Raw genomic sequence first — 22,342 nt, 5'->3', positions numbered from 1 at the left:
ATTTAACATAATGTTTATTATGCGAATTAGTGATAATATGCAAGCTACACAGAAAACGCCGTCAGGATTCTTGCTGAAAACCCTAACAAGCTTCATCACCTTGCAATACATTGTTATGCGGGTTCTGAAGGATTCGAAGGCAAGTTGAGATATGAAAGATTGGTTTTAACGCCCTATTCGTCGTTTATGACTTTTTACTTGGAGTTTTTCAATGATTGGACAGGCACTCTCTACGAGATGGATTTGACAGGACAATTCAATGAATTTATTGGAGACACGTTTCCTGTTACTGAACCTTTGTCAAAACTGAAAAAACTGCTCGATTAAGATGATTGATTTAAAACCTACGGCTGCTTAGGCAGCCGTTTTTTTTATCTCTTGCATAGTATAAACTATGTTAAACGGCAATTCTTGAGTTTATCAAGGATATAAACCTTTTGAAACACTTACTAATATTGTAGATTTTGAGCTGTGTTTGGCTTGGGTATGGATGGAAAACGACTAAATAAGGAAAAATAATGCTTTTGCTTCGGCGTGAATATATTGATCGGTTGTTTGATATGTTGATAACAAATCACAGGTTTGAAACCCCATTCCAAATAACAGAATACGATGGTGGGATGAATTTTTTGGGGACCCTTGGTGAAGTTCCGGTGCATGAACTCAAAAACCGATCGGCAACATTGTGCTTTGAATGGATGGGAGAAATCTCTGAACCACGGGATACCTATGATATTGCTGGAATGAAACCAAACATTCTTTATGATTTCAACGGTTCAGGACAGCACTTTGACAACCCCGATCCGCGTTACCTACTCCCGGTAGGTTCTACCGGCTTGATTCTCAAACATGTCGTTATTGATAATGAGGATGAACTACTGCGAATTTGGTGCCTCAGACGTAATATTTACCATAGCAAATACAGACTGTTGAAAAACATTCCTATACTCAAGGATGTTTTGTTACACAGGGCATGGCAGGAAATTTACCAGATTAATGAAGAATGTCGCAAAAACACATTTGCAATTTCGATCTGCCACTGCCCGTGTGAAATATAAACATATAGTAAAGCAGATTATTATTTTTAAATACTCGATTCTTGAAAAAAAATCCTGTCATACCAATATACATGCCGTATCTACAATCTTTACTCAGGGAGCCTAAATATGCCGTTAAGACCTGGACCAAAACCGATTGCAAAATCAACAGGCAAACCCGATCAGCGACGCCGTGATAATAAAAGCACGCCTGGAAATACTCCGTCTTTAAAACCAAGCAAGTCATCCGGCAAACGTTGAGCCTGAACCTCCCACGCCCTCAGCTTATACAGAGGGCGTATTCCGCTATAAATAGAAAAGCCCGGCCACCGCACCAAACAAGTGCGGCGGCCGGGCTTTCCTTCATTGTTCTTTTCTTCTTATTTCTTCCATTTCAACCAAAATGTAATTTAGATAGTATCGACCAAATACCTAAACTTAAAGTTAATCCGAGTAATGATAAAAGCCACCCTATTGTATGGTTGGTATACCAAAAGCCTAATACAAAATAAGCCAAAGAAATGATATTAAAGAGGATGGCCAAGGCAGAAGCATGCAACAACAGATCCAGGCTGTATTAAAGAGTTAAAAAAGGTCGTCTGAAGTTCAGACGACCTTTTTCCTATGGAATATTATCCACATATTTTGTGGATGTTTTGGGGAAATCATATCCTTAGACTACGAGCAAATCCGCGAACCGTGTGGTATAGCACTGACTCAACCTATCTCTGTTCATTTTCCAGTCATCCGCAAGCAGTTCGGAGGCAAGTTTTAGACGGCCTCTACCGTACCGGCGATTGATTTTGTCCCATGCCTCCATAACTGGATTGACGGCTTCCGGCTGCCATAGGTTCGTTTGTACATGTCCGGCTGGTTTCAGCCCATGCAATTCGATCCCGCATTTTTTATAGAAGTAGTCGCCTCGGTAAACGTTCGCCAACAGATTTTGCGCCTCCCGGTTCAGGATGATGGTATCGGCTGACGGCACGGCCAAATTACGGCTCAGGCTCTTATGGTATTGAGGGGCTTCTTCCCGGAAAAAATCCGTGTGTAGGAAAACGGTAACGGCAGAAGCCGCCAGTCCGTCACGACGCAAGGCTTCCGCCCCCGAGCTGATGTGATGTGTAATCGCCGCTTGCAACGCCTCCGGTGTTTCGATACACGTTCCAAAACTGCGGCTGCGGACAAGATTCTGCCTTGTTTGCGGTTCGGGGTGCAAACCATCACAGGCAATACCCTGCATTTCGCGCTGCGTCCGTTCGACTGTCACGCCGTATCGCCGGCGTAGGGTAACAGTATCTGCACGAACGAAGTCTAATGCGGTATAAATTCCTTGTGCTGCCAGTTTGGTCGCCGTTCGTCCTCCGATTCCCCAAATCTCATCAATACCCTGGCTACGTAAGGCACGGAGGCGGACAGACTCATTCCAATCTGACCAAACCACCACTCCTCCAAAGTGATCGGGGTAACGTTTGGCAAGATGGTTGCAAAACTTGGCCAGGGTCTTCGTCGGTGCGATGCCGACGCAGGTCGGTATGCCTACCCACTGCAATACGCGCTGTCTGATTTGACCGCCAAGTTCGGCGAGGTTTTCGATACCGGTCATACTGGCGAAACATTCGTCTATCGAATAGACTTCAACCGCCGGTACACAACCGGCGATAGTTTCCATCATCCTGCGGGACAGGTCGGCATAGAGTTCGTAGTTACTGGAAAAGGCTTTCAGACGGCCTTGTGTTACTAAATGCCTTACTTTGAAATACGGTTCGCCCATCTTGATGCCGAGTGCCTTTGCTTCGGCAGAGCGGGCGACCACGCAACCGTCGTTGTTTGACAGGACGACGACAGGGACGTTCTTCAAGTCTGGCCGGAATACCCGCTCACAGGAACAGTAAAAGCTGTTCCCATCAATAAGGGCAAACATCTTAGCTTCCCTGACGAACATCTTTGATAACAAAGGTAACAACACCAACGACTGTCCAGGTATCACTGTCATTAGGTATAAAGTCAGGGTACTCGCCGGAAGAGTTTTCTGAATGAAGTTCAGGTTTGCGTCCTGGTATTTTATTTAGCCTTTTAATTGTGAACTCGTTACCAACATCCGCCATCACAATATCGCCATGTTTCGGCGTTTTGGATCGGTCAATAATCATAATATCGTCTTTGCTAATCCCAGCGTCTAGCATGGAGTAGCCGCCGGAACGGGCTGCAAAGGTAGCAGATGGGTTGGCAATGAGATATTCGTTGAAATCAAGATAATCGGCAATATACGGCTCCGCCGGAGATGGGAATCCGGCGGGGATTTTCTCGAGAGTATAAGGGACTTTTAGTGTTGTCCGATTGATGGGTATAAGGCTGCCTTGAGGCATGGCTGTAGAAGCAATCATTGCATCAACGGTAGGTATCAGAGATATTGGAATACGCTTTACTGCCGTTGCTTCGCCGGACTTGCTTTTGCGTCCTGCACCGTCTCTACGGCCACCGCGTTTCTTTGGTATTTCGCTCATAGTTCTTATAATTTGATTTTGTAACAAAATCATTTTACCAAAGAATTCTAGTCATTTGGATTTAAATTTCCCATATCCAAACATCCTTTTTTTAGAATACAAAAACACCCCAAAGGGTGTTTTTATCTTTAAAAGAAAAAAGCCGTCTGAAATCAAATATTTAGACGGCTTTTGAATAAATCAATAATTAAGGCTGACTCTTACTTTTTAAGTAACATATTATTTTTTCTAATTCCATCTGTTGCATGAAACGTTCAATATTTATCCAGTCAGGTTGATTACTGGCATTAACAGGAAGCAGAATTTTCTGTTTCGCCATGCGAGTTGCGTTGAATTTATAGCCATATCGATATTTTGATTTCTGCTTCAAAATCATGGTTTTTAAAAACAGATAGGCATATTTCCCAGCATGTTTTGATTTGATTTTCAAGCGTTTTACATCGTCTGAAAACAAGCACTCGTAAGGGTGATAAAAATTCTCTACTACGCTGCCGTTGTAGTTTACGCCTAAAACATCCTTATCCAAGCTGGCATTTTTATTCGCAATAAATGCGGTAATACCGTTATTTGAGTCACTTGACCCAATAAACGGCATTTTCCCTTCCTGCATATCCTGTTTGGTCAGACGCACTCCCGAATGAATCTCGCAAATATCCTGTATTGCAAACGCCGCCCAGCGGTTTTCAGATGGCGTCCAACGTTCTACCCCCCCCGCAAGCTATTGTTATTTAATGAATTATTATAATAACTTAGCACGGCGGCAATTTTGTTTTGTTCGATTTGCTTCATAAAATCTTCCATAAACTGCCAGTCGGGTGAGCCATCTGAGTTGACGGGGAGCAGGATTTTTTGTGCACGTAAGCGGTCATTATTTAACGAATAACCATGACTGAACTTACCCCTTTGATGGGTAATGCTCCTTGCAACAAATAGCAGAGTATGCCTAGATAATTCTATCTTTGGTAATAATGCGGTAACGTGAGTATCTAATGCACTAGCCACAGGTTGGTAATAGGCAATACCTACGCCACCATCTCCATCATTATTCAAAGTTAGGATATGTTTTGGAAAAAGTGATTTATTATTTGGTGCAATAAAATCTTTATAGCCATTATCTACTTTTTTAGCAGAAATTAAGGGGATATAGCCAGCCTTACATTTCGCCATATTATTTTGATTTCCTCGTATAAATTCAAAATAATCACGGATATAAAACTCACGCCACTGTGTATTTTTCAGACTACCCGTTGAAATCATTAACTCTACTGCTTTATCAGAATAGTAATCTTTTAAATCCGCAATCTGTTTCTGTTCTTTTTGTTTGATAAAGTCTTCCATAAACCGCCAGTCGGGCAAGCCGTCTGAATTGACGGGGAGCATTATGCGAGTACGGCTTAATCTACCCAAGGTTGCTCCTGTACTTCCCCATGCAAATTTTTTCATCTGGATTTTTAACAACGGGATAACAAACACCGCAACCCAATAATTCAAATAATCATTGCTTAATACTTGAATATTTTGTCCAGTCCAAAAACTGTTTTTTTGATAAAAAACGGTTTGCGTATCTAAACCGATAGTAATCACATTACCGCCATCTTTTTTATATTTAGGCATTTGTTCATCGGATACAAATAAATTGATGCCGTTATCCATATCGCTACGGGTGATATAGGGCGTTTTGCCGTTTTCAGAAACTTTCAGCTTATTTTTATCAATTCCGCTTTTGGTTGCTTTAATTTGAAAAATGCCTTCTATTCCGCCAATAAAGAAACCTTGCCATTCCCTATCCGTTAATTTCAAATCACTCATCGCAGCTCTCCAATCCAAACAAATACCCTCTACCGTGCGTAATCATATTGACTTCAAAGGTCAGATAATCGGCAATCACTTTCTCAAAATCGGCTTCGGCGGGGATTTCGTCATTGAAGTAGTAAAACGAATGCAGCCATTCGTCATCGGCTTCTACGGTGGTTTCCACGCAGAATTTGCTTTCTGCCTGAATACGTCCGAACCATACGTCCAGCAGATGTTGTTTTTTGTCTTTTGCGCTGATGGTTTCCACTAGGCCGATGTGTTTCTGCACTTCAAAGCCATCATTTTCAAAGTTGATGAATTTGACGGTTTTGTCTTTGTCGTGCGGGATGCCTGTGGAAAAGACGGCAATGCAGGGGTTGGTTCCGACACCGTAAAAGGTGTTTTTGTTCAGGGTAATTACGCCTTCAAGCGTGTGTTTTTTGAGAATATTTTCTTTAATCGCCTGTTCTTCTTTGGTTTTCCCTGTCATGGAAGACTGCGGCACAATCACAATGGCCTTACCATCTTCTGTTAAGGAATCTAGAAGATGTTCGGTAAAGGCGATTTCGTAAAGATTTGGGTTAGCTTTCGAGCCTTGCGAATAGGGCGGATTCATCATGCCGATGTTGCAACCTTTGAGCTGGAGCTGGGCAGGGTTTTGTTTTAAAAAATCTTCCTGCTCCAAGTTACTTTTGCCGTCGCCGCGCAAAATCATATTGGTGGTGGCGATGGTAAACATATAGGGCTGCAGTTCGATACCGTGCAGTTGGTTTTTGCGGATATTGCGTTTTTCAGCTTCTTTATCGGTTTTTTGCAGCATATGGTGCATGGCGGCAATCAGAAAGCCTGCCGTGCCGCAGCAGGGGTCGAATACCGAATCGGTCGGTTTGATGTCAATCAGTTCGCAAAACAGTTCAACAATATGGCGCGGGGTCAGTACGATACCCAGCGTCTGTCCGTCGCCGCCCGAATAGGACATAAATTCGCCGTAAAAGCGTCCCAAATAGTCTTCAGCGGAATGAATGTATTTGATGTTTTTGTAAATGTGGTCGTAGATAAATTGAGTGTAGTGTTTGAGCGGGGTTTTGCCCAATATGGAATTGGTTTCATTGATGGCTTTGGTATCACGAATAACCAAAAACTGGCTGAGCAGTTTGTCTTTTTTCACTTGTGGCTTGACTTGGGCACGCTCTAGGTTTGCCTGAATGGCTTCGTATATCTTTTGCCCGTCGGTTTTCACATCATCGCCATTCAAATTATCAATATTGAAATTTTTATGTTCGATTTCACGCAGGGCAAGCAGAATGCCGGATACAATTAAAGGCTTGTCTTTATCCTGAATGCTGCCGTAGTTGCGTAAATCTTCGTGCAGTTCTTTGGCGTCTTTTAAGATTTCGGCGGAGGTTTTCTCTTCGTCGGTCTGTTCTTTTAAGATGTTTTTGGTGTAATACTCACCAATGTTCTTTTCGTTGAACAGGGTGAATGTTTCCACATCTTCCAGTTCTTTATAGCCGCCACGTTCGTCAATAAAGAGCGGAGAGATTTTGTGGCGTTTTTCATTGCCTGATACGCCGATGGCGATGATTTTCTTATAGCTGGTATTTTTTGCTAAATGGATACCATAATGCAACGCACCGTTTACGGCAAAATCTTTGACGCTTGCGGCGGCCTGGCAAATTAAGTCGTTTTCGTCACGTTTAATGTGGTCGGCCGTATCAGCTTTATCTTCAATGACAATAACAAAATCTTCTACAACACCACAGTATTCAGGATAGCCAGCCTTGCCGGTTTGAGCTTTAGAAGCAGTTTTTAATGCTTTTTCCAGTTCGTTAATATCGCTACCTTGTGGGCATAAATCAAGTTCTGCTTCTTTAAGTAGATCATAAACCCAAAGGTCAGTTTTAATTTCTTTTTTAGCCATATTTATAAGATTCCTAATGCTTCTCGTATTTTAAATAGTTTTTGATTTTGGTATTTCAACAAACCCGTACTAACTCCATCATCCCCTCAAATGAATATAAATGCCGACTTCCTTCCGCTGGCTTCTTCGGTGTTCATCAAAATATCCACTGATATAATAATGTGGCGAACTAATGGCTTTTGCCTGCTAGAGCATTAAAGTAGCCATTTTTATTCCTTTTCTGAAATTAGGGATTGTTTATGTTGTCGCATTACCAGTTTCACCAGGGATACGCTACACCCGGCCAACTTGGCTGTTTCTTGAAGGGTATGATGTGAGCGCAGGCTGATAATCAATTTATGTTTTTGAGTATCTGCCTGACGACCTTTGAATCGTCCTTGTTTTTTTGCTTCAGCAATTCCGGCTGCTTGGCGTTTCTTACGTTGTTCGTAGTCATCTCTAGCCATTTGTAGGGCAATTTTAAGCAGCATGGTTTGTATGCTGTCTAAGACGATTTTGGCAATATCGGAGTCGGTCTGTATTTGACTCAGGTCGATAATGCCGGGAATGGCGAGAAATGCCCCTTTTTCACGGATACGGTTTACCAGCTTTTCTGCTTTAACCAGTGGCAGACGAGTGATACGGTCAATATGCTCGGCGATGATCACGTCGCCTTCTTGCAAATCGGCAATCAATTTGTTCAATACAGGTCTGTCGGCACGAACGCCCGAAGCCTTTTCATTATAAACCCCCGCAATGTAGTAACCTTCTGCCTTAGCTTTCTCAATTAAGGCGTTTTGCCGCTCAAGATTTTGTTCTTCAGTGCTGACACGTTGGTAGATTCTTGCTGCTTTCATGTTCAGCCTCAATAGTCGATACCAAAAATACAATTTTGGTACAAATAAGTAGCAACGTCAGTATCATCTCCGGAACGGTAGAAATCCGAAAGTTTTGTGTTGAACTCGGGCATTTGCAGTTCAGAAATTTCCAAAATACCACAGCCTTTTTCGATCAACATTGCATTGGCAAACAGCGTGGCCGTTCGTTTGTTACCGTCCCAAAAGATTTGTTGCCGCATAAAGGCCAACATGGAGCGGATAGTAGTTTCAGTGGTTGAATTACTTCTGTTTTCAATTTGTCCCAACAGGTTATGTACGTCAACTTCCGACATTGCGGGCGGTGTGTGGCGAGACCCGTCAACCAGGGTAACGCCGACTGTACCAGTACGTAAATCTCCGGGAGCCAATGAGTCTTCCTGGGCAACAATACTGTTGATTTTTTTTAGTAGTGGTATATCAACGGGAAGGCCGTCTGAAATATGGCTCATTACATATTGGTAAGCACGTTTCAAATTTAAGATGGTCTGAATATCACCCAATGATGCCGAGGCAACATTTTGACCATTGATAATCTGTTCAGTCTGCAACAAAGTTGTCTGACAGTTTTCAAACCGGCTTAGATTGTGGATTTGGGCAACCAATACCTTTTTGGCTAAAAAGATATTTTCTTTCAGGCTGAGATTATATTTATCTGGAAACACTGTTGCTCCTTATACGGACAAAGGTGGTTAATTTGGGTATGCTCTAATTACCCATTTTCGAGATATTACAAAGAATCGGACAATTTAAAATATTGTGGACTTAAATTATCCACATTAAAATTATCCACTCTATTTGCCCATTGTGCAATAAAAAAACCATCCCGAAGGATGGTTTGACTAAACAAATTAATGTTTTTTAATTTTTACAGGGAAGATCCAGTAATCTCTTCCGTAATCATGAGCGTCAAGGTAACGGTCGCTGTTCTTGACTCTCCGGAACCGGCATTTAACCCAGCCGTTTTCGAAGATAACTTCTTGAAGTTTCATAAGTTGTACCTCAAAAAAAGCGTGAATACTTTACAACCTTTTATTCTTTTGATCTCCTACTTTGACAGACTTAATTTATAAAAATGTTCATTTAAAACATCAGTTTTACATTAAATATGTTTCAAAATACTTGACCTTTGATTAAAAGCCCAAGTAGAATACGTTACTTATCAAACACAATTAATTAATAACGTACTAGCAACTTAGGAAGTATTCACACCAACCTAGATGCTTTCTACTAATTAACAAGCTAACTCACCTGTTATAGATCAAGTTAATGTTCCAGCATTGAACTTGAATCCATAACGGGTATTTGACTTGTAACCTATATTAGTATGGAGCATGTTGACATAAATGTCAACAGGGTAGTAATTATATTTAGTGTGAATTTATATAAGTTGTTAATTCCAAAAGATATTTATTTTGGAATAATTTTTCTGCCTATTTTAGGTACAAAAAGCCCTGCGGCCATACAGACATCTGTATGGCCGCAGGGCTTTTACTTTATCGGTTAACGAGAGAGGTCGTTGTCTTGTTCAACATTTGATTGCTTGAAAGAGCTGGTTTCGTGTTGCATTTGAGGTCTGACCTTTTGATCGTATTCCCGTTGTGCTTTAGTGCTTAGAGGTTGCCCAATCATATCCTTAGCCAATCTACTGATAAGCCTGGCTTCATTTTTGTGTCCCATCTTATACAGTTCTTTGGCTATAAGACCATATTCAGCCAATATGTAACCGCGTGTCAGCATGACCTTCTGAATGTAGGGATGTGTCGGACGTTCCAAGTTTTTTATTGCTTGGTTTAATTCTTCCAGCCGTTGCTTTTCGATACGAGGGGTTGCACCACGTTCTTTCATGGCTCGCACTATGCCATTTTCAGCTTTGAGGATTTTTCCCCGGTGTTGCCGTTTAGTAGCCGCACACTCTACACCTTCCTCCCGGAGTTTTTCAGCAAAACGGACGCGCCATTCAAAAAGATCATTTTTACGCGGATTAAGCCGTTGCCCGTAGGTATCTCTCATCAATACACACAAATGTACATGGGGATGCTCGGGTTCTCCTTCTTTTTCGGATTCGTGGTGCAGGGCAAAGACGTATTGATGGTCGGCAAACTGTTCGGCGGCGAAATTGCGGGCGGCATTCAAGACGGCCTGCGGCGGTGTTCCGGCAGGCATGGATAGGACGATATTGAGGGCTTCCCGGTGTTTGCCTCTTTCGGGGATATTGAGTTTCTGCCAATCTTCTAGTTGCGATTTGACGGCTTTTTTACCGTTTAATTTTTCACCGGAGTGATTTTCGACAGTAATTTTACCGTTGCGTGAAATGTAGTCCAAATGGTTGCGTATGCCCTGCATACCATTGGAGTTTCGACTTAGCCTTTTAGGGATTTTAACCATGACTTCGGGGTGTTTTTTAGCCGCCGCCGTCAGGTTGGCCAATCCGCTACCTGATTTGAGGGGTACTCTGGATTTTGCCCGGTGATTGGATTTTGAGATGGGGATGCTGGAATCTTTTGCACGGACGGAGCGGGTTTTGAAACCCAAAAACCAATCGTCTATTTTACGGTACAGGGACATAGCTTTACTCCTATTCGGACAGGCGTTTGCGGTTGGTTCGTAATACGTCACTTACCCTTTGGGTATGTTGCCTGATGAATTGTGATAGGGCATTTATCTGTTCTGATGTAAGCGAAATACCTTCGCCCATATTGAGCTGTCGGGCAATTTGGTTTAGATTGCGGCCGATACTGACAAGCTGGTAATTAGATTGATGCAAGATTTCGACTTCGGTCGTAGAGAGCATGGGATGTTTACGAACATGTGATTGAACTATATCGCGCACAATATCGTTGACACTGCATTTATGCTGTTCTGCGTCTGCTTCAAGGTAAGCCCGGTCTTTTTCCGGCAGGCGGACGGTAATACGTTTACTGCCTTTCGGTGGAGGAAGACTGACCAGGGCAGGTTCTTCCGGTACCTCCAACCTGGCTTTCAAAAGTTTTTTGGCCAACAAGGAAACACTTGCTTTACCGTATTCTTTTTCAGCCAACTTACGCAATGCTTCCAGTTCGGATTCGTCTAATCCAAAGACACGGAGTACTTGACGTTTGTCATTGTCGGTAGTTTTATTCACTCATCCATCCTTTATAAAAAGAAAAACCCGACAGGTACAAACCTGTCGGGTTTTTCAAATGTTCTTTATGCAGCTATCTCCCATAAAACATTTCCTGTTGTGCGGGGGATTGTTCAAGTTCGTTTTTGACGCTCATATGCTCATACTGACTTTGGTAAAAATTAAAACGTACTTGCGCCTGTGTATGCTCCGGTAAGCCTTTAATTAACTTTTCCATGCCTTCTTCTAAGTGGCGATATTTTTTCTGATCATTGGCACTAATTTCCGAAAATCTGTCTTCGTAACGTTCTTTTGCCGTCTGTACGCGTTCTTCCAAAGTCTGATTGCCTGGTTCTACAAATTTCTCATTTTCAGACGGCCTTGTTGTATTTGTAGCCTGGTCAATGGATTGATTCTGCTCCCGATCTATTTCTATCTGCTTTTCAAAAGAAAAAATAAATTCTTTGATTTTTGCCGCGTCTTGAGAGGCTTTCAGAATTTCCATAGGTTCTTCCGTCAATACCTTTACCCAATCGCCAACATATCCGGCGTGTCTGTCAGGATTATGCGGTAATCCCAGCTCACGACTCATCATCATCGAAGAAATTTCGGCACGAAGTTCTTCCCGGGCATAAGATGAATCACCGAAGCGACCGCCCATATCTCGATTAAGCCGGTCGGCATGCCCTGTCCAATGCCCAAGTTCATGCAGAGCAACAGCGTAATATTCTCCCTGCCCAAAAAAACGTTCTTTAGGGGGCAGTACTATAAAATCCCGGGTTCGGTTGTAATACGCATCATTGCCTCGATGATGGATAACCGCGCCCGAAGCCTTGAGAAGTTTTTCTGCACGGTCGTGGTCAATCCATACAGGCGGTGCCTTTTCCCATGCCGGTAAACCATCTATCTGTTCGGCATTAAAAACGGTAAAACTTTTGAAATAAGGGTTCTCCAACTGGATTCTTTCTTTAACGGGTTCTCCATTTTCGTCTCGAATAATTTTTCCTTATATTTTCGGCTGCCCAATCGCAATAGGTCTGCACCTTCACATACCTGCTTTGATAACAAGGTTCGGTTTGGAAATATTTGACAATCAGATTTTCAAACGAAGTTCCCTTATCCCGTTGCGTTTGGGAAAATTCTTGGAACTGATTGAGCAGGCGGCTTAGGGCTGACATGATTTTCTACCTTACTTAAGGACTTCTGAAATTTTACCGTACTTCGTTGCAGCAAACCAATCAATTCAGAGCCTACTAAATATATTCCCTATCAGCACCTTAGTTATTTTGGTTGCAAAGAAATCCGTGCGGAATTCCCCTTGGATAGGTTTCCGTCTAACCGAATAATAGTCTTTTACCTTGCAAATATTTAAAATCAAGGGATTGACCTTGACGAAAAAAATGATGATATTACGGATACCAAAACTAAGGTCGTATCTACCCCCCTACTCTCCCTAAGCAAAGAGATGAAACTGCGTATCGGTCCCCTACCGGTTGAATTTTCCGAAAAAACGCAACGTAACCAGCAACACATATATAAGAACAGCACAAATAGCATAAATACATCAGGCAACGAAAAAAGTCAGAATAATGCACTTTATGGAGTTTGGATATCTGTTGTTTTGTTCTGTTAGTATTGCCTCTTTCTGTGTTTACAGTTTAGCAGTTGTACAGTTTTACAGTAAGGTTTAAAGAATGACCGATTTATTTTTAAATGTAGATATTGTAGAGGATAAAAATGACCAAAGTCCTTTCAGTAACATTTTTGAATTTTTAGCGAGCCATTTCATTTCCCAGGCGAGATCGGCAATGGCAAAGGAGATTAATTTAATTTCAGGTTGGGACTTTCCAATTCAAATTTCTGTTTTTCCAGAACCTGATTGATTTGCTCATCAGACAATCCAGCTTCTGTTAGGGATATACGAAGTTGTTCAACACGTTGAAGGAAAGCCTGTTTGGCTTGATACACACCATCAGCGATAAATTGTGCGTTCAAATCGCTTTCAAGGCGGTAAAACTTAATGTTTGAAATACAGGAGTAAAACCAATCAAACCGAGCGGTCAGTTCCTGAATGGCTATTGTTCCATGTGCTTCACTGATGCCTTCACGGCCTAGATAAACACTGCCCTGAATGTTTTCAAATCCATGTCTAGCCAAGATGGTTTTAATATCGGAGTAGGCTTTGTTATAGCTATTCCCGTGGTAATTGTCTTTCAGGCAGTTGGTATCCATGTCAAAAGTAATCAGGTAACGGGTCATTATTTTTTTCCTGTTGCGTTTCAGACGGCATCGGTTTGCCGCGATAGTACCAAGTGCGGCGGCTGATACCGAGCTTTTCCCACGGTTTATCGCGACTGATAGTGTTTTCGGCGAGGTAGTCGGCACGTGTTTAAGACCACCAGCGAGTGATTGTGCTTTCAGCTACAATAATTTTGCTGCTTGCCCTATGTTTAAAAATCTATCCATATTGGATAGTTTAGATTAGACTTAAGTAGATTTCAAGTGAGCTGTTTAACCTTAGCTAGCCAGGGTTTTGGTGGTGTAAGGTTATTGAACTTAAGCATATCGGCGGCCAAAGTAGCGCTGCTATTTCCGATCTCGCCTGGGAAATGAAATGGCTCGCTAAAAATTCAAAAATGTTACTGAAAGGACTTTGGTCATTTTTATCCTCTACAATATCTACATTTAAAAATAAATCGGTCATTCTTTAAACCTTACTGTAAAACTGTACAACTGCTAAACTGTAAACACAGAAAGAGGCAATACTAACAGAACAAAACAACAGATATCCAAACTCCATAAAGTGCATTATTCTGACTTTTTTCGTTGCCTGATGTATTTATGCTATTTGTGCTGTTCTTATATATGTGTTGCTGGTTACGTTGCGTTTTTTCGGAAAATTCAACCGGTAGGGGACCGATACGCAGTTTCATCTCTTTGCTTAGGGAGAGTAGGGGGGTAGATTACGACCTTAGTTTTGGTATCCGTAATATCATCATTTTTTCGTCTAGGGAGTATATCGACTTCAGAAAACAGGTATTAGATACTGCCTTTTCTTACGAGAGTGATGGCAAGATAGTTCTCTTCAAGTCAATCAAACAGGAAAGTATTTCTTTTCTGTCTGAAGATTTGAAAAAGGACTGGATGTTTCACAAGGTTAAAACTGGGGAAAAAGATGGATATGGTTCAGATGAAATGCTGAGCGCACCCCGTATCTATTTGGAAATGATGTCGCGGAAAACGGAAGTCCCCTACTCCAGTATTCTTTAAATTCTAAGCAGAAAACTTCTTCGTCGGTCTTTTTTTTGTTGTTTGGTTTGCATGGAGTAAAACTGTGCAACTGCTGAAGTAGAAAACCAGCAAGAAGGTAAAAAGAAAGAAGCAGTTTTTTGGATTTTAGATGTTACCGCAATTGGTTTCCTTTCCTAAAATTTGTTTAAATTATTTGCAATATTAATATAAACTGGATATTAATGATGAGGATTCAAAAAGGCATACTGAATATAATTTGTACAAAATATTTGCAGTATTTAAAAATGTTGGTTCGTATATGAAAAGTTAAAAATGCCAAAATGTACAGTTGCTAAACTGTAAAACTGCTAAAGCAACAAAACATAAAAAGGAATGCAGGGATGCGATCACTACATCTTTTTATTCCGTAAGCATTTATGACTTTACGGTCAACTGCTACTCTATGTTTCCAGCTTTTCAGCTCCCTATTTTCGAATATTGGACGAGGCATTTTCATCAGTGTCGTAATGCCGACCGAAACCCTCACAAACCATATTGGTTCTTGTGGCAGCAACACCTATCCGTTTGTTCAAGCGGCCACAAGAGTAACATGATTGGCTGGTGGCATTGGCTTTAATCTCTTCGATATGAACTCCATTTTTAGCTGCACCTTCTTTCAGCGTATGCAACAGTGGGGATGGGGCAACTATCTTCTGGTGGAGTTTGTTGACTTCAATCTGTATGCACTGTAGGTTGAGCAGATTCAGTTTTTTGATACAGATTATCCGGCTTTGTTCGGCAATTCTGTTGGCGAACGTATAGTAGAGCAGTCGTCTTGCCGCTTTCAATTTGCGGTAGGTATTTTACCATTCCATGCGTAGCCGCTCGGTACGTTTGAGCCAAATGGTATCTTCGCCATTTGTACCAATTGGTTTTTACATTAGGCTGTGTTTTAGTAATTTATTAATTTCAATTATTTGCAAGGGAAAAGACAATTGTTTCCGGTTAGGAATAAAGCTATCCTATTGAATATATTGAAGCCAAGTACGTCTATCAAAACTATATTAAAACACAGCCTTTTTTAATATAGTAGACACAATCTTTCCCTATTTATGAAGGTGATCGCTTCTTTCAAATTCGTATTTTAATACTTTCTATTTCTAGAAAATTTGACTAAAATAACTCAATTATAAAAAATTGCGCGATTTTGGTATTTATCATGAAAATTTCCAGACCTCCGGAATTTACCCTGTTGCAACAGGAATATATGCAGCATCTCACTGAAAGAATGACGCAAATTGCCAAGCTGCTGAATTCTTCCCCAAACAATCCTGATATAGACATTCCGGATTTTCTTACTGAAATCAAAGATTATTCAGAATTTTCCGTGACAGATGAAAATGGAACCTACCTGCATTGGGACAAATTCCGCCGGATTCACACGGAAGATACGCGGATGAAATGGCGCGCCGTCAAGGAGAGCCGCAGAAAAATCCGAAAACCAATTGATTTCTCGTTTGAACATCAGTTTTGGTTCTGCATTCCCGACTCTTTGCAGGCACGGCTTCATTTGATTGACAAAAGCTGCGGCAGTACTATCGGCACGTCTAGCTTGGGTGGCTTCGGCAGAAGCGAGCAAAACAGATTCTTGCTCAAGTCTCTGATTATGGAAGAAGCGATTACATCCGCCCAACTGGAAGGTGCGGCTACCACGCGCAAAGTGGCCAAGGATATGCTCAAATCGCAGCGTAAACCCAAAACAAAAGACGAAATCATGATAGTGAACAACTATCACTTGATGAAAAAAGCGGTAGAATTGAAAAATACGCCATTAAGTGTTGAAATGATTTTGGATTTGCACCGCATTGCTACCAGCAACGCTATTGAAAACAAGGCCGAGCCAGGACAATTCAGGCAGGATGACGAAATCTTTATCGCCGATATCAATGGTAACAGCCTGTATCAACCACCGCCGCACGGACAGGTTCATACGCTGATGGAAGAGGTGTGTGCGTTTGCCAATAATACCTATGACGGCGTGGAAAATCCGTTTATCCATCCGGTTGTCCAAGCTATTATCTTGCATTTCCTCATCGGCTACATCCACCCATTTGGTGATGGCAACGGGCGGACAGCGCGGGCTTTGTTCTATTGGTTTATGCTCAAAAACGGCTACTGGCTATTTGAATACATATCCATCAGCCGTCTTCTGAAAAACGCTCCTGCCCAATACGCCAAATCCTATTTGTATGCGGAAACTGACGATTTAGATTTAACCTATTTCATCTATTACCAATGCGATATTATCAAGCGGGCGGTTGCCGATTTGGAGCACTACATTTCCGACAAACAAAAACACCAACAGGAATTCAAAGCAGCGATTGCCCAATATACTGAAAAGATAGGAAAGTTGAACCAACGGCAAATTGGTATCCTGCAAAAAGCAGTGGAAGAAAGCGGAAAAATCTTTACTGCACAAGAAATTGCCAACCAATACGGCATCTCCCTGAATACTGCCCGTAGCGATTTGAGTAAACTGGGAGAATATAGATTCCTAGTGCCGTTCAAATCAGGAAATGCTTTAGAGTATGTTGCTCCTCAGGATTTATTGGAAAGGTTAGAAAAAAAATAGTTTGCTAGCCCAGAATGCAGCTTTAACCGAGTCAAAATCAATACAGTCCGCACCTTCAAAAAGAAGCTGCGGACTGCTTGCTTTTTGCTCTACAAATGATCTTTGTAGCTGATTTAACCAAGATTGTAGCAATTTTGCTTTCCAAGCAAGCAGGGTTAGAAAATTCGATACTTTTAATTATTGGCTGTGTTTTAATATGATGTTGATAGGCGTGTTTGGCTTTAAGGTATTCAACAGGATAGGTTTATTCCTAACCGGAAAATAATTGTCTTTTCCCTTGCAAGTAATTGAAATCAAAAGATTACTAAAACACAGCCTTACATTATTGGGGTGACTATCCTGTAAAATATGTCCTAAAACATGGAAACCACTTTTGCTCTGCTAAATTTTAAGGAATCTTTATGTTACATATACCCCCAACGGAACCTGATCGATATGTTAGCAGTATTGTAGCCTTAAACGTGCATAGTCCTAACGGTACAGGCGACTGGCATAGTGCAAAGGCATTGAGTGATCGGGCTTACCCTGAAAAATTTTATATTTACGGTGAAAATCAAGAGCGAAATACCAATCATCTATTTGGTGATAATGGCATTATTGATGGGACGGATCGACTGAACAAAATGGGTTATTTCCCTGAAAACATTCCAGTTTGGCTCGCAGATCACCCCCGTGCTTGCGTGGATTATCTTTACACAGCAGTGTTACAAACTGGCTCAATCGGTCGTGTGATTTTAGATGATTGGTTTCCAAGCGATGAAGACAAGCAATCAGTTTATGACTTACTTAACCAAATCGAACCGCACTTGAATACTCAAGAATGGGAGAATTTACAGCTATGGAAACGCAAAAACCCAATAATGTAATGCTAACCGAACGAGATAAAAGGCACGAGAAGCGGTATTACTGAATTTCATCCGCAATACGCCATGTACAATTAAATCAGCAGATGTGTCTTAACGTCCCGCTGTTCCCGTTTGAAAGAATTTTTCATGATGAAGCCTATCCTCACCGTATCTGGAAATCGTATGCGTAAACCCAGAATCACCCATTTGGATGTTTGGGCAAACGATGAAAGAATCGGTACTTTGGAAAAGGGGGCCATGTATCGGTTCACATACGACAATCCCAATTCTTCGTTGCTAGGCCTGCATTATCAAGACAGAAGCAAGGTATATATCAGCAACAACATGCCGCATATCTTTGCACAGTATTTTCCGGAAGGCTTTTTGGCTGCACACATCACAAGCAAATATGCTTTTCATGATGCGCCTTTTGAAGACAATGAGATGCTGCGCTTGGCAATTCTGGGCAGAGAGGCTTTGGGTCGGATACATGTGCGCTGTAATGACCCGCTTTTTAATGAATGGATTGACGGGTTGGAGATGAAAAATCCAAGAATATTGACTGAACGGGATTTGCTGGGCATGAATGCCCGACAGGTTTTTCAGCAATACATGGAAGAAATCTTCCATCACGGGGTCGTTTGCGGGAGGGGGCGGAATCCTACGCTAAGGCTTTGGCCAGCGATATTCTCCGGTGAGATTGATGTGTTCCCATCCGAGCGGCGAAACATGGGCCAAGAGATCGGGCGATAGCAGCTTTCCATCGCGTTTCTGGTTTGCAACGACCTCGCCGAGCTTCATGGTGTTCCAGAAGATGATGATGGCGGCGAGCAGATTCATGCCGGCGATGCGGTAATGCTGGCCTTCGGCGGAACGGTCGCGGATTTCACCGCGGCGGTGGAAGCTGATTGCCCGCTTCAGCGCATGATGAGCTTCGCCTTTGTTGAGCCCGATCTGGGCACGCCGTTGGAGTTCGGCATCCAGAATCCAGTCGATCATGAACAGGGTGCGCTCGACGCGACCGACTTCCCGCAGGGCTGTCGCGAGCTCGTTCTGCCGCGGATAGGAGGCGAGTTTCCGCAGAATCTGGCTTGGCGCGACGGTCCCGGCAGCAATGGTGGCGGCGATGCGCAGGATGTCGGGCCAATTGCGCTCGATCATGGCTTGGTTGACCTTTCCGCCGATCAACGCTCGCAGGTGCGCCGGGGCGGCCGACGGATTGAACGCGTAGAGCCGTTTGGATGGCAGGTCGCGGATGCGCGGAGCGAACCGGTAGCCGAGAATGGCACATGCGGCAAAGACGTGATCGGTGAAGCCGCCCGTGTCGGTGAACTGCTCGCGGATATGGCGTCCAGCATCGTTCATCAGCAGGCCATCGAGGATGTAAGGCGCTTCGCTTGCCGTTGCAGGAATCACCTGGGTTGCGAACGGCGCATATTGGTCGGAGACGTGGCTATAGGCTTTCAGGCCCGGGGTATTGCCATATTTCGCGTTGACCAGGTTCATGGCCTCACCTTGCTCTGTAGCGACGAAGAACTGTCCGTCGCTCGAAGCCGACGTGCCCATGCCCCAGAACCGGGCCATGGGTAACGCTGCCTGTGCCTCGACCACCATGGCCAGCGCCCGGTCATAGGCTTCGCCCTCGACATGCCACCGTCCAATGCGGATCAATTCCCAGAAGGTGTGGGTGTTTGTCGCATCCGCCATTTTGCGCAAGCCGAGGTTGATCCCTTCCGCCAAGATAACGTTCATTAGCCCGATCCGGTCAGCGCAGGGTGCTCCTGTGCGCAGATGGGTGAACGCTTCGGTGAAGCCGGTCGCCGCATCCACCTCCAGCAGGAGATCGGTGATGCGCGTGGGCGGGATCTGCTTGTAGAGATCGAGCACCAGATCTTCGGCGCCTGTCGGCGCGGCGGCTTCGAGTTTCTCGATATGCAGAACGCCGTTTTCAATCGACCCGCCCGGGATCGTGCCTGCGCGAGCGGCACGGCCAAGCTCGCGCAACCGCATGTCGAGGCGAGCTTGCCGGTCTGCCAGCCATTCCTCCGGCCGCAATGGCACAGCGAGACGACCGCCTTCCGCGATGGATTGTGCCGGAACGAGTGCGTGTTTCAGATCGCCATAGCGCCGGGACCTAGTAAGCCAGACATCTCCGGAGCGGAACGCATCGCGCAGATGGAACAGCACCGCGATCTCCCATAGGCGAGCGTCGCCAGCCCTCTGGGCCCGAAGGTGGCGATGCCATTTCGAGCTGGGCCGCAAGAAGCTGGTCATCGCGGCATCGTTCAAACCGGTACGAAGGGCCGTCACCGCTTCCAGAAGCGGCAGTGCAACGGGCGCAGCTCGCAGATCGAGCAGGCGCAACATGCGTGGAGCGTATCGGCGGAAGCGGTGATAACCGTCGAGCACATGATTGAGCGGATCGTCGGCCATGGTGGCGGTCAGCCTGGTTGCCATTGCAACAAGGGTTTTTAAGCCGTCCCACCCTGACCCACTCGCGATGACATCGCCCAGCGGCTGGCCATCATCCTGTGCATCGACCAGGGCGCCCCCGATCTCGGCGAAGGATTTCAGGGTGTCACGCACCACCCCCGCTTCGTCTGCGACCTTTGCATGGCAAATACGCTCCGAAGCACGGTAGAGACGGCCGACGATCCGGTCGTGGGTTTCGACCACTGCGTCGGCCAACATCGCCTGCCATTCCGAGACGCAAACAGCCAAGATCGCAAGCCGCCTGTCCTCCGGGAGATCGCGCATGCCGTCGGCATAATACCGTTCACCCTGCCTGCGCAGACGAGTCACCCGATGGGCAGGAACGCCGGCAAGCAGATCCTCGGGGAGATCGATGCGTTGCAGATATTCGAGCCGGTCGAGCAGCCGGTTGGCCGACGAAGAGTTCGAGCCAGGCTCGAACTGGCGCAGCCACACAAAACGGGTCACCCGATCATCAGCCGTCTCCTCGAGCAATGCCAGCAACTGTTCTCGGATCGACATAGGCAGCCGACTGGCGATCCTCGTCTCGATGCGTCGCTCGGCATCGACGAGAGCCGCGGCACAAAGCCGCTCGATCGTGGATGTCGCGGGAAGGACAGTGCGGGTGCGTCGGCACTCGGCTACGAAGCGACGGGCGATATCCTCGTTCGACACCGCCATCTCGGCTTCTCGGAACAACCATTCCTTCAGCTCGCTCGCACCACGTCCGGAGAAGGTGCGGAAGCCGTAGAGCCCCCGTAACTCGGCAAGATGCTCGTGCCGTGTTTCCTCGCGGGCAGCATAGTCTACGAGATCGTCGGCACCCAGGCCAAGCTGCGCTCCGATAAATTCGATGACCTCTGCAGGGATCAGTTCGCCTGGAGCCAGCACCCGGCCGGGATAGCGCAGGACACACAATTGCAGGGCGAAGCCGAACCTGTTGTGAGCGCGCCGACGCAGCCTGATATGCCCAAGGTCTTCATCACTCAGCGTATAGTGCTTGAGCAAATCCGTCTGTGAAGTCGGCAAGCGCAACAGCGCGTCTTTCTGCCGATCGGTTAGAGTGACGTGACGCGGCATACATGTTCCTTTTTCAAAATCTGATAGCGTTCAAGACGCTTTGTTTATGAAGCTGGTTGAGATACATTTCCAGAGGTCAATGCAATCGTGGCCGAAGCGCCGCCTCAAACCAACGTTTGTGATACATGCTGATCGGATATGCCCGCGTCTCCAAAGCCGATGGCTCGCAGTCTCTCGACCTGCAGCACGACGCCTTGCGCGCCGCAGGTGTCGAACGGGACAATATCTATGATGATCTTGCTTCCGGCGGTCGTGATGATCGCCCTGGCTTGACTGCCTGCCTCAAGTCATTGCGTGACGGCGATGTGCTGGTGGTCTGGAAGCTCGATCGCCTCGGACGATCGCTTGCCCATCTGGTCAACACGGTGAAGGAGCTGTCAGACCGCAAGATCGGCCTGCGGGTTCTGACTGGAAAGGGCGCTCAGATCGACACCACGACTGCGTCCGGTCGCATGGTGTTCGGAATCTTCGCCACCTTGGCCGAGTTCGAGCGGGATCTGATCCGAGAGCGCACCATGGCGGGTCTCGCCTCCGCGAGAGCGCGCGGTCGCAAGGGCGGACGAAAATTCGCGCTCACCAAAGCTCAGGTGCGTCTCGCGCAAGCCGCCATGGCCCAGCGCGATACTTCAGTTTCCGATCTCTGCAAGGAACTCGGCATCGAGCGCGTCACTCTCTACCGATATGTCGGTCCCAAAGGCGAGCTCAGAGACCATGGAAAGCATGTTCTCGGACTTACGTAGCAACTCGTTTCTTTTCGCAGGTTGAGCCCTGATGAATCCCCTAATGATTTTTATCAAAATCATTAAGTTAAGGTAGATACACATCTTGTCATATGATCAAATGGTTTCGCCAAAAATCAATAATCA

Annotated in this window: 16 protein-coding genes and 2 pseudogenes; 5 read left to right on the top strand and 13 right to left on the bottom strand. The window is 44.8% G+C overall.

The window, feature by feature from the left end; genetic code table 11:
* Window positions 1-518 precede the first annotated feature (518 nt).
* On the top strand, window positions 519-1,058 hold the full coding sequence (locus Q3O06_RS09850; RefSeq protein WP_301818680.1) for a hypothetical protein: 540 nt from the start codon (window positions 519-521) through the stop codon (window positions 1,056-1,058).
* A 652-nt stretch (window positions 1,059-1,710) separates the two neighbouring features.
* Here the strand turns inward: Q3O06_RS09850 and Q3O06_RS09845 are convergent.
* The 12 genes and pseudogenes from Q3O06_RS09845 to Q3O06_RS09790 form a co-directional block, all read right to left on the bottom strand.
* The gene (locus Q3O06_RS09845) at window positions 1,711-2,961 is read right to left on the bottom strand and encodes a Y-family DNA polymerase (RefSeq protein ID WP_301818677.1); all 1,251 of its coding nucleotides are present in this window, start codon (window positions 2,959-2,961) and stop codon (window positions 1,711-1,713) included.
* 1 nt (window position 2,962) lies between these two features.
* Window positions 2,963-3,544, bottom strand: a complete 582-nt coding sequence (locus tag Q3O06_RS09840; RefSeq protein ID WP_301818675.1) for a LexA family protein — start codon at window positions 3,542-3,544, stop codon at window positions 2,963-2,965.
* A 187-nt stretch (window positions 3,545-3,731) separates the two neighbouring features.
* Window positions 3,732-4,211 (bottom strand): annotated as a pseudogene (locus Q3O06_RS09835) (restriction endonuclease subunit S); the annotation flags it as partial.
* A gap of 35 nt (window positions 4,212-4,246) precedes the next feature.
* Window positions 4,247-5,353 (bottom strand): restriction endonuclease subunit S, encoded by a 1,107-nt coding sequence (locus Q3O06_RS09830; protein WP_301818674.1) that lies wholly within the window; start codon window positions 5,351-5,353, stop codon window positions 4,247-4,249.
* Entirely contained in the window at window positions 5,346-7,259 is a 1,914-nt protein-coding gene (locus tag Q3O06_RS09825; protein ID WP_301818672.1) for an HsdM family class I SAM-dependent methyltransferase, read from the bottom strand. The genes Q3O06_RS09830 and Q3O06_RS09825 overlap by 8 nt, the downstream gene beginning before the upstream one ends.
* Window positions 7,260-7,468: 209 nt before the next feature.
* A complete protein-coding gene (locus tag Q3O06_RS09820) occupies window positions 7,469-8,095 on the bottom strand; it encodes a recombinase family protein (protein ID WP_196429050.1) in 627 nt (208 codons plus the stop codon).
* 8 nt (window positions 8,096-8,103) lie between these two features.
* A complete protein-coding gene (locus tag Q3O06_RS09815; RefSeq protein WP_301818671.1) occupies window positions 8,104-8,778 on the bottom strand; it encodes a Fic family protein in 675 nt (224 codons plus the stop codon).
* Window positions 8,779-9,616: 838 nt separating this feature from the next.
* Window positions 9,617-10,681: a relaxase/mobilization nuclease domain-containing protein gene (locus Q3O06_RS09810; RefSeq protein WP_301818670.1), complete on the bottom strand. Its 1,065-nt coding sequence runs from the start codon at window positions 10,679-10,681 to the stop codon at window positions 9,617-9,619.
* A gap of 10 nt (window positions 10,682-10,691) precedes the next feature.
* The gene (locus Q3O06_RS09805; protein ID WP_301818668.1) at window positions 10,692-11,237 is read right to left on the bottom strand and encodes a plasmid mobilization protein; all 546 of its coding nucleotides are present in this window, start codon (window positions 11,235-11,237) and stop codon (window positions 10,692-10,694) included.
* A 73-nt stretch (window positions 11,238-11,310) separates the two neighbouring features.
* Window positions 11,311-12,171: an ArdC family protein gene (locus Q3O06_RS09800; protein ID WP_301818666.1), complete on the bottom strand. Its 861-nt coding sequence runs from the start codon at window positions 12,169-12,171 to the stop codon at window positions 11,311-11,313.
* A gap of 866 nt (window positions 12,172-13,037) precedes the next feature.
* The gene (locus Q3O06_RS09795) at window positions 13,038-13,475 is read right to left on the bottom strand and encodes a VapD (RefSeq protein ID WP_301818665.1); all 438 of its coding nucleotides are present in this window, start codon (window positions 13,473-13,475) and stop codon (window positions 13,038-13,040) included.
* Window positions 13,476-14,932: 1,457 nt separating this feature from the next.
* On the bottom strand, window positions 14,933-15,136 hold the full coding sequence (locus Q3O06_RS09790; RefSeq protein WP_228777366.1) for a zinc ribbon domain-containing protein: 204 nt from the start codon (window positions 15,134-15,136) through the stop codon (window positions 14,933-14,935).
* Window positions 15,137-15,714: 578 nt separating this feature from the next.
* Here Q3O06_RS09790 and Q3O06_RS09785 point away from each other — a divergent pair.
* The 3 genes and pseudogenes from Q3O06_RS09785 to Q3O06_RS09775 form a co-directional block, all read left to right on the top strand.
* On the top strand, window positions 15,715-17,079 hold the full coding sequence (locus tag Q3O06_RS09785; protein ID WP_118814228.1) for a Fic family protein: 1,365 nt from the start codon (window positions 15,715-15,717) through the stop codon (window positions 17,077-17,079).
* Between the two features lie 401 nt (window positions 17,080-17,480).
* On the top strand, window positions 17,481-17,945 hold the full coding sequence (locus Q3O06_RS09780; RefSeq protein WP_301818662.1) for a hypothetical protein: 465 nt from the start codon (window positions 17,481-17,483) through the stop codon (window positions 17,943-17,945).
* A gap of 126 nt (window positions 17,946-18,071) precedes the next feature.
* Window positions 18,072-18,560 (top strand): annotated as a pseudogene (locus tag Q3O06_RS09775) (HipA N-terminal domain-containing protein); the annotation flags it as partial.
* A 30-nt stretch (window positions 18,561-18,590) separates the two neighbouring features.
* On the opposite strand, the gene Q3O06_RS09770 reads toward Q3O06_RS09775, so the two are convergent.
* Window positions 18,591-21,476, bottom strand: coding sequence for a Tn3 family transposase (locus Q3O06_RS09770; protein ID WP_301818661.1), 2,886 nt, complete (start codon window positions 21,474-21,476; stop codon window positions 18,591-18,593).
* 125 nt (window positions 21,477-21,601) lie between these two features.
* Here Q3O06_RS09770 and Q3O06_RS09765 point away from each other — a divergent pair, with 125 nt between their 5' ends.
* Window positions 21,602-22,216 carry a recombinase family protein gene (locus tag Q3O06_RS09765; protein WP_000904906.1) on the top strand — a complete coding sequence of 205 codons (615 nt, stop codon included), beginning with the start codon at window positions 21,602-21,604 and terminating at the stop codon, window positions 22,214-22,216.
* Window positions 22,217-22,342 lie beyond the last annotated feature (126 nt).

The sequence above is a fragment of the Neisseria maigaei genome, from assembly GCF_958267405.1.
Taxonomy (GTDB): Bacteria; Pseudomonadota; Gammaproteobacteria; order Burkholderiales; family Neisseriaceae; genus Neisseria; species Neisseria bergeri.
Note: the sequence above shows the minus strand (reverse complement) of the source record. Positions and strands in the feature narration are given on the sequence as shown.

Coding starts and splice junctions, on each gene's coding strand:
- Q3O06_RS09795 (WP_301818665.1), bottom strand. CDS start 13,475: ATGACCCGTTACCTGATTACTTTTGACATGGATACCAACTGCCTGAAA.
- Q3O06_RS09810 (WP_301818670.1), bottom strand. CDS start 10,681: ATGTCCCTGTACCGTAAAATAGACGATTGGTTTTTGGGTTTCAAAACC.
- Q3O06_RS09820 (WP_196429050.1), bottom strand. CDS start 8,095: ATGAAAGCAGCAAGAATCTACCAACGTGTCAGCACTGAAGAACAAAAT.
- Q3O06_RS09825 (WP_301818672.1), bottom strand. CDS start 7,259: ATGGCTAAAAAAGAAATTAAAACTGACCTTTGGGTTTATGATCTACTT.
- Q3O06_RS09780 (WP_301818662.1), top strand. CDS start 17,481: ATGTTACATATACCCCCAACGGAACCTGATCGATATGTTAGCAGTATT.
- Q3O06_RS09840 (WP_301818675.1), bottom strand. CDS start 3,544: ATGAGCGAAATACCAAAGAAACGCGGTGGCCGTAGAGACGGTGCAGGA.
- Q3O06_RS09850 (WP_301818680.1), top strand. CDS start 519: ATGCTTTTGCTTCGGCGTGAATATATTGATCGGTTGTTTGATATGTTG.
- Q3O06_RS09830 (WP_301818674.1), bottom strand. CDS start 5,353: ATGAGTGATTTGAAATTAACGGATAGGGAATGGCAAGGTTTCTTTATT.
- Q3O06_RS09785 (WP_118814228.1), top strand. CDS start 15,715: ATGCAGCATCTCACTGAAAGAATGACGCAAATTGCCAAGCTGCTGAAT.
- Q3O06_RS09765 (WP_000904906.1), top strand. CDS start 21,602: ATGCTGATCGGATATGCCCGCGTCTCCAAAGCCGATGGCTCGCAGTCT.
- Q3O06_RS09770 (WP_301818661.1), bottom strand. CDS start 21,476: ATGCCGCGTCACGTCACTCTAACCGATCGGCAGAAAGACGCGCTGTTG.
- Q3O06_RS09845 (WP_301818677.1), bottom strand. CDS start 2,961: ATGTTTGCCCTTATTGATGGGAACAGCTTTTACTGTTCCTGTGAGCGG.